The organism is Sutcliffiella cohnii (genome assembly GCF_002250055.1).
GTDB lineage: Bacteria > Bacillota > Bacilli > Bacillales > Bacillaceae_I > Sutcliffiella > Sutcliffiella cohnii.
In genome coordinates this window covers 2,143,409-2,156,231 of record NZ_CP018866.1, presented here as the reverse complement: position 1 = coordinate 2,156,231, position 12,823 = coordinate 2,143,409, and the positions used below count along the sequence as shown (strand labels likewise).

The window sequence follows — 12,823 nt, the reverse complement described above, 5'->3', positions numbered from 1 at the left end:
AGACATCTCGTTTGGGAGTTTATTCCTTATAGAGTAAATTGGTTTTTTCTTAGAACAGTCCATACACTAATAATAACTCCACTATTAGTGCTCGTATTCTTAAGCAAAATGCCAAATACCCTGTTTAAACAATTTATTCATTTCATACGGTGGACTATAATAAGTACCGTTGTTGAATATTTGATTCACAAAAAGCACTTAATTCTATATGCTCACGGTTGGAATGTTTTATGGTCAGGATTACTATACGTTAAGATGTTTGTGTACAGTCATTTATTTACTAAACGTCCTATACCTACGTTGTTCTTATCTCTTTGTTCAACTGTTTTTTTATTTTTAAATTCAATGTCCCTTTGAAATTCAAGCACTCTTCAAGGTACTTTGAACCATTAGTTGATTTATATTACCATTCATCTTTGAAGGATTTATTTACGAGGAAAAAATTATAATTGAGATTATTCTCTATACACAACGTAAAGAAACAAGCGATGAGATTATCTCTAGAAATAAGAGATTAAGAAAGGTTTACGAAAAAAATGAGAAAAAGGAAAGCCTTTTGGATTAGCCATATATGGTGGACTCTATCGTCAAGACACTTTTTTCAAAAAAATAAGGTGGGGTCTTATAGTCTTTATAAGAGCTTAAAATGGAACTAAGAGTAAGAGGTACTCTCATTGCCATAAGGGAAGGTTGACCCTCAACATTTTTTGAGGAAATCCATCCTAATTGATACTTCCTTTTCAGAGGAGGTTCTGTCAAAGGCGAGCTTGCGAGTGCATGCCTTTATCCTTGACAGGTTCTCCTGTGAAAAAGGATACTCTTTAGGTGGAGGATTGAATTTTCCTTTCTTGGTGTCTAGTTTTATGGGTCCATTATAATAATCGCTTGTGCGAATAAGCTCTTACATTGGATTTATGCATTGTTGAGAAGTAAAACGACTTTTCGAAATATAGTTTAGAAAACACATCTAGGGAAGTAAAACAAAACCTTCCAATTGGAGAAAGGAAGGTTTTTTAGCATACTCATTTTTTTGCTTGATCAATTAATTCTTTCTAATTTTCCTGTCTCAACATGGAACAAACAGCCAACAATCTCAATATCCTTTCCATATTTTTTGTAAATTGGATGACTCTTTAAATTTTCTATTTGTTGTAATATATTCTGTTTGGAAAGCTCTTGTTGGGACAGATTACATGTATCCGGTAATCCTTTTTTTATTTTTGAAATCCAACTCTTTAACTCATTTTCGTTATTACCGCTACAAGCAGCTTCTATCCCTCCGCAGCTAGTATGCCCTTTAATAACTATTTTTTTTACTTTTAAATGCTTGAGTGCATAATACAAGCTTGCATTCAAGCTAGTGTCATCATCGGTAACTTGATTTGCAATGTTTCGGTGAACAAACATACTCCCAAGTGGCATGTTAGCAACAATAGAAGGACTGACCCTAGAATCAGAACAAGCTATTACAAAGTACTCTGGTGATTGCCCTTCTTTTAACCTTTCAAAATAATGAGGATCCTCTTTTAATATACTATTAACAAACCCTTGATTGTTATCAGCCATTATTTGCTTACTCATGAGATCACCCCAAGTTTTACATTTCAAAGAGCCTGATCTACAGACAGAAAATCAATTTTCCCCTTGTACTTTTTATCTAATCCTGCTTTTCTAAAGAGTTCATAGACTGGTTGTTTGATTCCAGCAATATAAAACTCTATATTAGATTTTTTGTAGCCTTCTATGATTTTCGTTAATTCGTCAAGCGCAATAGCATCCATTGAATTAACCCCCGAAAAGTCTAGAATGACTTTATTAATGTTTGCCTTTTCAAGGATAGCTTGTTGAAGTTTTTCTTCAACAAATGCCATGTTCGCAAAATATAACGATGCATCTATTCGGTATATTAACAAGTTCTCATATGTTTTGGCATTTGGATAATACTTCACATTCTTAAAAACATTCTGATCACTAAGATATCCTAATTCAGCTATATGAGGATATGCACTTCTCCAAATAAACAGCAGTAAGGATACACCGATTCCAACTAGTATTCCTTGTTCAATCCCCAATGTAAGAGTTGCTATAAAAGTAATTAGTAATGTCCATCCATCTGCTTTTTTTACCTTGAATAAATGAACTGCTTCCTTTGCATCAATTAATCCATACACAGCAACCATTATAATTGCTGCTAATACAGCTTGAGGAAGAAAGTAAAACAACCCTGTAAAGAATTGAAGCGTAATAAAAATTAATACTGCTGTAATAATAGAAGCAAGACCTGTTCTAGCTCCTGCTTGATAGTTTACTGCTGTCCTTGAAAATCCTCCTGTAACTGGAAAAGCAGAGAAAAATGACCCAAAGATATTTGCCAGGCCTAAACCATTTAACTCTTGATTTGCATTAATTTTATATTTTTCTTTATTGGCAATTGACTTTGCAACTGCGACAGATTCCATAAAACTGACAAATGAAATCGTCAATGCAATCGGTAGTAAAGCCGTAATTGCCTCTATATTAAACATTGGAATTGAAAATGCTGGTATTCCATTCGGAATATCACCAACAATCTTAACACCAACTTGGTCTAATTGAAGAAAACGAACTACTAAAATACCCAAAACTACAACAACTAATGGTGCTGGAAATTTAGGTGCCATTTTTTTAAGTAATATAAGAATGATAATACTCCCTAGGCCAATTAAAAATGTTACCATATTTATTTCATTGACTTTCATAATTGCATTACTTATGATAACAAAAATCGAACCTTTCGGAATATCGATTCCTAATAGATTTTTTAACTGACTAAGACCAATGATGATTGCAGCTGCAGATGTAAACCCACTTATAACAGAATGTGATAAAAAGTTAACAAGAAAGCCTAGGCGGGAAAGTCCTAATACTAATTGGATCACACCTACCATCAAAGCGAGTAGCAGTGCATATGCAATATATTCATCTGTCCCTGGTTTTGCAAGTTGAGACACACCTGTAAATACTAAAAGTGAAACCATCGCAACTGGTCCAACTGCTAATTGTCTAGAAGATCCAAATAGTGCATAAATAATCAAAGGGATCGTTGAAGCATACAATCCTATAACAGGAGGTAAGCCAGCCAACATCGCATAAGCCATTCCTTGAGGAATTAACATAATAGCTACAATTAGACCAGCTGATAAATCTCCTCTTAAATCATTTTTGTTATAATGACCTAGCCAATCAATAGACGGGATCAGTTTTTTTAACATGATCTCTTCCCCCCTTTAAATACGAATTCTACAATTAGATTTCAGGCTGTTGACAAACGCTTGCTTTCTTCGTTGTCTGCCTTCAACTGTGTTCATGATCATTTCGAGAACCTCTGCCCACGGCAAGGCTTCGCCTTAAGTAAGAAAACGCTTTCAATTAGACTGAAATTTATATAAAGTGAACTTTATCTATGCCCTAGACTATTTTTCTTATATTCAATAGTAGTTTGCAAATGTGGATAAACCTCTTTTTTTATATGACCTTCAGGACATGACTTGACATACATACTTTTCATCCATTTTTCATCCGAAATTACCAACTTTTTTCCACAAACTGGACAACGATCTTCCGTAAGCCTTTTGATAAGATTTCCCACAATATTCACCTCTTCCTTGTTTACATGAAACGATTTTTCCGGAAATGAATAGGGTACCAATTACTTATTATGGAAAAACTAAATCCTACAAACTAGTAAAAATATAATTTTCCCTAGTTAAATTTGAAAACTTTGGCTAATCCTATAATTGAATTAATATAGTTTTCTTTTTAAGAAAAGGGTATCTTGATGATACCCTCAGCCTTTTTTTATCCAAAACTTAAATATACCGTTATCCTCTTGAACTTTTAGAAATTCATGACCACCTGATTTTGCCCAGGCTGTCAGGTCGTTTTTAGCCCCTTTATCAGTTGCATGGATCTCTAAAACTTCTCCAGACGCTAATTCATTCATTGCTTTTTTCGTTTTTACAATAGGCATCGGACAAGCTAAACCTTTTGCGTCTAAAGTTTTATTGACATTCATTTGTTGTACCCTCCCTATTTTTGAATCCTGTTAAACTTGACTGTAAAATTGCCTCTAACTGTACCCAAACTCTGTCCTTCAGTACAGGAGTCTTCTTAAGCGCATGACATGCTTATGAGGGTCAGTCCGTATGATGGACTGCACAACGGTTTGGACCAATTTCTAATTCTTGCTTTCTTTCAACATCGGCTTCTTGAACACCACGGTTAATCATAATAATTTCTTCAAAGTTAGGTGGTTTTACAGAACTTGCTGATTTTTCAACATCGTTTAAGAAATCTTCTCTTGTTGCATTGAACATTTTCTCATTACGTGTACGGATATTTCCTAACGTATCCCCAATGTAACCTTCTGCATTCAGCTCTTCGTCAAAGTCAGCATAATGTGCTGGCAATACGATCACATCATCTGCAATTTCAGATACTTTATTAAACACAGTGTTATATAAGTCGTTTGCCCATTCTCTTACTTTATTTCCTAAGTTAGGACGGCCTAGCCCGCTTACGAAAATAGTATCACCAGAGAATAATAATTTTTTATTCACAAAAAATGATACACTTCCTGGTGTATGTCCAGGTGTTTTCACTGCAAGCACTTCTAATTCAATATTTTTAAATTCAATTTTCTCATGTTCTTCAAACGGTTTGAAATCAAAGATTGCCCCTTCACTTTTCATAAGGTAGTACGAAGCACCTGTTTTATCTGCTAATTCTTTCCCTCCGGAAATGTGATCTGCATGTAGATGTGAATCAACAATATGGGTTATTTTTGCGCCATCTTCTTTTGCAGCTTCAATATACTCATCCACAAAACGTGCTGGATCTACGATTAATGCTTCATCATCTGAAACAACCATATAAGATAAACAACCTTTTCCTACTCGTACAAATTGATAAACTTTAATATCTTCATCTTCATAAACTTTCGCTTTATATAAATGCTCACTCCAGGACTTCATTCCACCGCTTAAGTAAGCTGTATCAATCCCTTCATCAGAAAGCATTTCCGCTACCATCATAGATGAACCTTCTTTTGCACATACGACTAAAATTTCTTTATCTGATGGAAGTTTTGACAAAATCCCTTCAACTCCATCAAGTAATTCAAAATATGGAACATTTAAATACTCGAAGTTTTCACCTTCAATTTTCCAATCGTTAAAATCACTCACATTACGAACATCTAAAATAAATAAGTTTTCTTTATTTAACACCTTATCCGTTACTTCTTTTGCTAACATTTTACGTACTGCCATTATCAATTACCCCCTTAGGTATTATTATAGTTAAAAAATTTTTGTAAGTTGATTAGAATGTTAATGTTACATCCGCGTCTTTTGCAAACTCTAAAAATGTTACTGCTCCACCGACTTCGATGCCATCTACAAAAGCTTCTTTTTCTAATCCCATAACATCCATTGTCATTTGGCAACCAATAAATTTAACTCCTAAATCTTGTGCCATTTCCACTAACTCAGGGATTGCTGGAACGTTAGCTTTTGCAAAGCCTTCTGCAAAGTGTTCTTTACCCTCTGGCATAGGAAGCTGCTTGTATGCATCTTTATGAATTAAGTTTAACCCTTCAAATGTAAAGAAAATAGCTACTTCTTGATCTGTCGCTGCAGCTGCTGTTGCAATATTAAACACTTTATATGCATCAAATAATCCACCATTACTTGCGATGATTGCTACTTTTTTACTCATTCCTCATTCCTCCCAGTTTTTAATGCCAACATAATATTATTTGGATCAAAGCCAACAACCCACTTACCATTAACTTCTGTTTGAGGCACTCCCATTTGCCCTGTTTCGTTTACAAGTTGGTTCATTATCTCTGGTTTGGTTTCAACATTTATCTCTTTGAAAGGAATATTTTGATCTACTAAAAAGTTCTTTAGCATAACACAATATGGGCAACGTGTAGTAGTATAGACTGTCACTGTGTTCATATTAATACCTCCTATTTGCTTAAAGTTTCCTTCTTTCCTGTCCAAGCACTCATGCCTGGAACTATATTAACCACATTAGCAAAACCCTTTTCAGCTAATTTTTGAGAAGCAAGATCACTGCGGTTTCCTGTTCGGCATACCACATAAATTTCATCATCTGTGTTTAATTCGCTTAGACGCTCTTCCAGTTCTCCTAAAGGAATAGAAATAGCATTAGGAATATGGTTAAATGCATATTCAGCTGATTCTCTTACATCAAGAACCACGATGTTTTCATTAGCATCTAGCTTCTTTTCAAGTTCTTCATTGCTAGTTACATTAGGATGTTTTCTTTCAATTAAACCATCATTAGATGATTTTCTTAGATAATGTTTTAGTACTTCTCCTTCTTCGATTGTCCCAAGATACTGATGACCAGCACTGTTCGCCCAAGCTTGAATATCAGCTTTTGACCCTTTATCTGTGGCTTGAACTTCCAAGACCTGACCAGCTTGTAAATCATTCATTGCCTTTTTTGTTTTCACGATTGGCATTGGGCAAGCAAACCCTTTTGCATCTAATAAAAAGTCTGTTTTTAATGATTCCATAATATAAAAGCCTCCTATTTTTACCTTGATGGGTATTTTATTAATTAAAAAAATTTACTTAGTTTCGCCTTCCCATGCAAGCATCCCGCCTGACATATTAATCACATTAAATCCATGACTTTCAAGAAATTGAGATGCCCGAGCACTTCGTGCACCAGACCGACAAACCATGATATATTCTTTAGCCTTACTTAATTCATGCATTCGGAATTCTAATAATCCTAGTGGAATATGAATGGCTCCTGGAATTTTTCCAGTCTCAACTTCATCTACTTCACGAACATCAATTAAGTTTAATGGTTTACCTTCTAACAGTAAAATTTCTACTTCTTTTGCAGTTAATTGCTTCATTCTTTTTCCTCCCTTTATCTCCAGGCGCTCATACCCCCCTTTACATTCGTCACTTTTGTAAATCCTAATTTTTTAAGCATTTTACTAGCCTTTTGACTTCTCATTCCACTTTGACAAATGACAATTACTTCTTTGTCTTTTGTCAGCTCCTTCTCTGCTTTTTGTGCAAGCTGATGAATTGGGAGATTTTTAAATCCTCTAATACTATTCCCCTGGAGTTCGGACATCGACAAATTGTTTATTCTTATCTTTTAATTCATTTTTTAGATCTGATGTTGAAATCTGTCTAACACCTTTGTCCGGGATTATTCGATTTATGATAAAAAATAGAAAAAGTGCAATCACTAAATAATTTAGATATTCCAAACCTAGTCCCTCCTTCATGAACGGGAAATTTCCCCTAACTGATTTAGATAAATAAGTTCACGTTACCATCTTCTGCATCAGCTAAATACGCAGCAACCCCTGCATATTCGATATTATCCAAAAGCTCTTCTTTTTGTAGCCCTAATAAATCCATTGTCATCGTACACGCAACAAGCTTTATATCTTGCTCTTTTGCCATTTCGATCAAATTTGGTAGTGGCATTGCATTATGTTTTTTCATCACATCTTTAATCATTTTAGGACCGAAACCTGCAAAGTGCATTTTGGATAGCCCCATCTTATCTGCGCCTCTTGGCATCATTTTTCCAAACATTTTTTCCATGAAACCTTTTTTTACTTCAATATTCTCATCTTTTCGTAAAGCATTTAATCCCCAGAATGTATGGAAAATGGTTACTTCGTGATCATAGGCAGCTGCACCGTTTGCAATAATATACGCTGCCATTGCTTTATCATAATCTCCACTAAATAATACAATTGTTGTTTTTTTGTTTTCTGTCATTATTTTATCACTCCTCAGTTAATATTTTACTAATACCCCTATGGGTATGATAATAACTAAAATAAAAGAGGGTGTCAACCCTTTTTTTTATCTATTTTTCACAAGCAGATTTACGGCTTCTCTTACTAGTTCTTCAGTATTCTTTTCACCACTTTGCTCTGCATAACGTACACAATCCACTAAATTAGAACTAACCACAACCCCAATTGTACGATCAATGGCTGTTCTTGCTGCAGATAACTGGGTGATGACTTCTTTGCAGTCCTTATTTTCTTCCATCATTCTTAAAATTCCTCTTAACTGTCCTTCAACCCGTTTTACTCTATTTTTAATTTGATCATTATAATCCATGTCCTTACCTCCCTTTAACCATTCGTTTCTATTTTTAAAAAGTTTTCCTTAAAGGGTAATTTGTTATGATCAGCTATTCTATATCCGACGACCCGAAAACCCCTTTGTCTTAAAAAGTGAATTCCAATAATTTTTTCGAGTATGCCTGATACAACTACATGTTTGGAATTTCATTAAAGTTTCTCTTAAGATAGGCAGTTGGAATATTGATTGTTCCTTTGTCGATAAAAGGAACAACATTAACAAGTACTATATTATACCCATATGGGTATAATGTCAACTAGATTAAATAATAGAGTGGGTAGATCAATACATATTGAAAGTGGTTGATAAATGCCGTCTACTGAGGAATAGGTGTTTCCTTTTCAAAGAAAATAAAATAGCATCGATATTCGAGGCTTATTTTATTATTTTTTATATAGAACTATTGTTACTAATTTAAATACTACTATTTATACAACTAATTAGCCGATCTTCAATATCCTGAGCAAATTGTTTCATCTTTTCATCATTCAGAAGACTAATGAGTGCTGTTGGTTTGGGCATCCCAATTTTCGTTTTTCCATGGTTGTCATCATAAACAACTATTTTACAAGGCAAGAAGTATCCAGCCATTTCGTTTTCATTTAACACTCTCTGTGCTTCATGTGGGTTGCATACTTCGAGCACTTTAAACTCTTTATGGAATTCTAGACCCTTTTCCTGGAACTTTTTCTTAAGATCAAAACTCCATAAAACACCAAATTTTTCTTCTTTTAAGCTTTCCTCCAGACTTTTAATTGCTTTTTCCATATTTTTATCTGTAACAGCCGTATAATCAAACATAATTATCTTCCTCCCTGAGTCTATTTCATATCAATTGAAATAACTTAATCGCTCGTTTCAAAGAAATAACATTTAGAATTGCTAAAATTAATTTGCTTTTAGAATTCTCTTACATTCACCAAATGCTTTTTTTCATATCAGGTATTTTATTTATAACAAATGTCATGATTACTTTGTTTGCACTATGGTCTTTTAGCTGTATGTTTTCCAAATCACTTTAGATATATTAAATAATTTGGCGTTTTTCCTGATCTGATCTTTCCTTTAATAACTCCAACATCTTAGGTTCAATATCAACAGCATAAACAGTTGGTAGGCTATTGACAGTTTCGTGCAATCAAGTGAAAATAATATTTATAATTTACTTTACCATAAATACCTTATAGCCTTTAAAGCGTTCCTCATTAATTTGGGCCGATTGCGGAACAAACTAACATTCAATTCTGCTAATCAACAGCTTCTTCTTTTTTATTAACTTTGAACTCTCTAACAGATTCTAGCAAGCTATCAGATTTCCTTTCTCCGAGGTTTTCAAGAAAGTCAATAAATTCTCCTTCGCCATTTTCATCGCCAAAATCGTCCATTAAGTCATTAAGTTCCCATTCAATAGTCTGTAACTCTAGGGTTGAACAGGTGTTTAGGAAGTCCATCGTATCATACATATCATTACGAAGTTTCGTATAAATCTCCCACGAGTCTTCTTCCCACCATCTTGAATCTCTTCGGTTCATCATCCAGCGAATTTTATCAATAACTAGCATTAAGGTCACTCCTTCACCTTGTTAAATGCATACTTTTTTCCCTTGCTACAGGCACCTCAAACGGAAGATTAGGAGGTTTACGGTTTAGATCAATGCGGTATTTGCCGAATCGATTGACGTGAGCTGTAACATAGGGGCTTAAATAGGAAATCAGCTCTTCATCATAATCATTTCCGTCTTGCATGTAGTCATGGAGAATACGAGATAAAGAGAACACATTATAAAAGATAAGACAATTGGCCACTAGGTGGTTATATTTAATGACCTTACGCTGTTTTTCCCTGTCATTCTCAGCGATAATCCCTTCGCCACCAAAGAATAGCCACTTGGTAAACCCATTAAAAGCTTCACTTTTATTGGTAGCTGCTTGAATCGTTCCTCTCAGTTCCTCGTCAGCCATATATTTTAATAAAAACATCGTTCGTATCACTCTTCCAAGCTCGCGAAACGCCTGATACAGCTTATTCTTTTTGCTGTATGTACCTAGTTTATTAAGAATGGTAGATGGGGTAATTTTACCTGACTGGATCGACATAGCAACTCTAATCATATCCGGATAATGAGTCTCAATGAGCTCCCAATCGATTTCTCCTGAAAAAAGATCATCAATATGCTCATATACCTCTTCTTTACAAGGACGAAATAATTTTAAATCTTTCCAATTACGAATTCTGGGCATTAACTGAATACCTAGTAAAGAAGAAAGCCCAAAGACCGTTGTACTCTGTCCTTGAGTATCTGAATGGAGAATTTCAGGTCGAATTTCGGCTTTATCATTCATCAAAATATCTAAAATATGAATCCCTTCCCATACTCCGCAAGGAATAAAATTGCTGAATAAAGCAATATAGGTATCCGAAACATGATAATAGCCAATTCCGCCATATCCTCCATAGCGAATATGGTTTTCGGATAAAAGATTTTGCTCATATAAATCCCATTTGGTTCCATCGGCTGAAGCTCTCTTTCCATCACCCCAATATTTTGGAAGATCGAATTGGTTATAGGCATTAATAATATATTGAATCGCTTTGTCTAGGTTTTCTATAGTTACATGACGTTGATTAATCCAAGCTATTTGTTTTCTGTCTAGACTTCCTATTGATCGAGCTGCTTGAGTCGGTCCTAAATTACAACCATAGCAAAAGGCATTTGTAATATACCGTTCAACGGCATTGTCTAATTTCGCTTCATGTCCTGAAATGGGACCAAAAAAACGGGTCCAATTTAACCAGTATTCAGTATCGGCCAACATATCCAGTACATTGATTGGTTCTAAGTTTTCGGCTATATATCCTTCAAACTTCTTTAATTCAGTGGGGATTTTTTTCTTCTTTAACTTTCCAATCACAACTTCGCCATTTTCAATTCGTACCTGTTCATTGTGAGGAAAGGATTGATCTGTTTGGCTTGTAACTTGTTTAAAATCTTGCTGTGTCTTTCTAACGAAATCAGTTCCAGAAACAGGCAAATTTACATGCTTGCAAAAATCGGCTAAATTCTCCTCATAGTCTTTCCATGTAATAAGCTGCTTTCGGTAATCTGCATATTTTTCACTTCCTTCTATATATAAGTCTCCTGCTTTTAGCTCTAGCATAATTTGCGACAAGACGCATACTTCAAAGTGACGGCGATTGATTTCATCAGGCATTTTTTCCTTCTTCTTTTTAGGACTAAGCCATCGCCACCAGGAATCAGGAATCCAAGACAAGTCTAATAAAGATGTTATATCCCAGTCCTTTCGCAACTTTCCATTCTTTTCAATATGAACAATTGATATGTATTCCTTTTTCGTATATTGATGAGAGAGGAGAAAAGAAATCGCCTCTTCCAATGCTTTATCTTGTGTTGTTGAACGAAGTGGAATGGATTTAAGAATTTTAAATAATGTAGCTCGGTGGCTTTTATAGAATTGCCATAGGAATAGATAATAGTTGTCTCCACTAAGGGCTAAATGGTTTTCGCAATCTTGTAACACTTGCGCTTCTTGCTCTTGGAGTACCTTTTGCATCTCCTGAATTTTTTCTTCAGGGCTGCCTTCCGTTTGATAAGCAAGTAGTAATTCCTGGAGGGTTGATATTAACGAATCCGTACGTTTTTGTGTTTTTTCTTTATGATCCTTTAAACGTTGACGGCCTTTTTTATGAATGCTCATCATCCTTTTAATGAGCATTTCTCCAATATCATCTAATATTTTTGACAATTGCATTGATACAAAGGAAAGCGCAAGCGCATATCTTTTTTTAGACTCCATTTCCATCATACGAGAGGCACCTAACGTTTTGGCTTCAGCTGCCATTTGTTTTACTTTGATATAAGGAATATCTTCAAGGAAATCGGTCGGAATGTGCTGGTTTATTAACCAATTCCGACGTACAATTAAATTGTTGAGGTGTAATAAAGTAGCTCTTTTCGCGTCCTCCTTCAGTTCATTCCAAGGACTGTAAGCAGTGCCCTCGGGTACCTGAAAAAGGTGATCTATATTCTTTTTTTGTTCATCATTTAGTGCATGATCAATCTGATGATAGATGGCACGATATGATTTAGTTCGAACATCATTGGCTGCATCTTTTAAGGTATTATAGACAGGTAATTCGTATCGTTGACGGATTAATTCTTCAATGGCAGCATTAACTAGATCGGCCGGGTCATCCTTGTTAAATGCTAGTTTGCTCATTGTATCAATCAAAATTTGATGGGCCTCATGATCAAATGGCCGAAGCTGAAGGTAATCCCGAACAAAGCGAAAATGCCGTTTGGCAGTTCTTGTTTCACTATACGTTTTCCACTCTTCTTTCGCAGGCAAAGGCAAGTATGCTTTTTTCGCAATATGTCTGATAATGGCTTCTGGAACATCGACAATACGGATAAAAAATCCAAGCTTCTGTACGGTTTTGATTAAAACAAGTAAGGCTAATTCCTGCAAAGTGCCTTTAGACTTAACCTCTGCCCATTCTATTTCATTCATCACTGGGGTGTACACTTCTTCCAAATCTTTCTCGGTCAGATTACTCTTAAATCTGGGGTATATGGTATCCTGAATACTTGGCAAATCAT

At 35.0% G+C, this 12,823-nt stretch carries 14 protein-coding genes and 1 pseudogene; all 15 read right to left on the bottom strand.

Annotated elements, in window-relative coordinates:
• Window positions 1-1,038 precede the first annotated feature (1,038 nt).
• The 15 genes and pseudogenes from BC6307_RS10625 to BC6307_RS10555 all read right to left on the bottom strand — a co-directional run bounded on the left by BC6307_RS10625 (window position 1,039) and on the right by BC6307_RS10555 (window position 12,818).
• A complete protein-coding gene (locus BC6307_RS10625; RefSeq protein ID WP_066418449.1) occupies window positions 1,039-1,581 on the bottom strand; it encodes a carbonic anhydrase in 543 nt (180 codons plus the stop codon).
• Between the two features lie 23 nt (window positions 1,582-1,604).
• A complete protein-coding gene (locus BC6307_RS10620) occupies window positions 1,605-3,251 on the bottom strand; it encodes a SulP family inorganic anion transporter (protein ID WP_066418391.1) in 1,647 nt (548 codons plus the stop codon).
• A 185-nt stretch (window positions 3,252-3,436) separates the two neighbouring features.
• A complete protein-coding gene (locus BC6307_RS10615; RefSeq protein ID WP_066418394.1) occupies window positions 3,437-3,628 on the bottom strand; it encodes a hypothetical protein in 192 nt (63 codons plus the stop codon).
• Between the two features lie 198 nt (window positions 3,629-3,826).
• Window positions 3,827-4,054 (bottom strand): sulfurtransferase TusA family protein, encoded by a 228-nt coding sequence (locus BC6307_RS10610; protein WP_066418396.1) that lies wholly within the window; start codon window positions 4,052-4,054, stop codon window positions 3,827-3,829.
• 121 nt (window positions 4,055-4,175) lie between these two features.
• Complete coding sequence (locus tag BC6307_RS10605) at window positions 4,176-5,309, bottom strand: MBL fold metallo-hydrolase (protein ID WP_066418398.1); 1,134 nt, start codon at window positions 5,307-5,309, stop codon at window positions 4,176-4,178.
• Between the two features lie 52 nt (window positions 5,310-5,361).
• Window positions 5,362-5,757 (bottom strand): DsrE/DsrF/DrsH-like family protein, encoded by a 396-nt coding sequence (locus tag BC6307_RS10600; protein WP_066418406.1) that lies wholly within the window; start codon window positions 5,755-5,757, stop codon window positions 5,362-5,364.
• Window positions 5,754-6,002, bottom strand: a complete 249-nt coding sequence (locus tag BC6307_RS10595) for a glutaredoxin family protein (RefSeq protein ID WP_066418407.1) — start codon at window positions 6,000-6,002, stop codon at window positions 5,754-5,756. The genes BC6307_RS10600 and BC6307_RS10595 overlap by 4 nt, the downstream gene beginning before the upstream one ends.
• Before the next feature lie 11 nt (window positions 6,003-6,013).
• Window positions 6,014-6,589 carry a sulfurtransferase TusA family protein gene (locus BC6307_RS10590; protein ID WP_066418408.1) on the bottom strand — a complete coding sequence of 192 codons (576 nt, stop codon included), beginning with the start codon at window positions 6,587-6,589 and terminating at the stop codon, window positions 6,014-6,016.
• Between the two features lie 54 nt (window positions 6,590-6,643).
• Entirely contained in the window at window positions 6,644-6,940 is a 297-nt protein-coding gene (locus tag BC6307_RS10585) for a rhodanese-like domain-containing protein (protein WP_066418413.1), read from the bottom strand.
• A 14-nt stretch (window positions 6,941-6,954) separates the two neighbouring features.
• A pseudogene (locus BC6307_RS10580) lies at window positions 6,955-7,306 on the bottom strand (rhodanese-like domain-containing protein).
• 43 nt (window positions 7,307-7,349) lie between these two features.
• Window positions 7,350-7,829: a DsrE/DsrF/DrsH-like family protein gene (locus BC6307_RS10575; protein ID WP_066418416.1), complete on the bottom strand. Its 480-nt coding sequence runs from the start codon at window positions 7,827-7,829 to the stop codon at window positions 7,350-7,352.
• Window positions 7,830-7,916: 87 nt separating this feature from the next.
• Window positions 7,917-8,180: a metal-sensitive transcriptional regulator gene (locus tag BC6307_RS10570; RefSeq protein ID WP_066418419.1), complete on the bottom strand. Its 264-nt coding sequence runs from the start codon at window positions 8,178-8,180 to the stop codon at window positions 7,917-7,919.
• 438 nt (window positions 8,181-8,618) lie between these two features.
• Window positions 8,619-9,005: a DUF302 domain-containing protein gene (locus BC6307_RS10565; RefSeq protein WP_066418422.1), complete on the bottom strand. Its 387-nt coding sequence runs from the start codon at window positions 9,003-9,005 to the stop codon at window positions 8,619-8,621.
• A gap of 446 nt (window positions 9,006-9,451) precedes the next feature.
• Window positions 9,452-9,766, bottom strand: a complete 315-nt coding sequence (locus BC6307_RS10560) for a hypothetical protein (protein WP_066418426.1) — start codon at window positions 9,764-9,766, stop codon at window positions 9,452-9,454.
• Between the two features lie 13 nt (window positions 9,767-9,779).
• A complete protein-coding gene (locus tag BC6307_RS10555) occupies window positions 9,780-12,818 on the bottom strand; it encodes a Tn3 family transposase (protein WP_066418428.1) in 3,039 nt (1,012 codons plus the stop codon).
• Window positions 12,819-12,823: the final 5 nt, after the last annotated feature.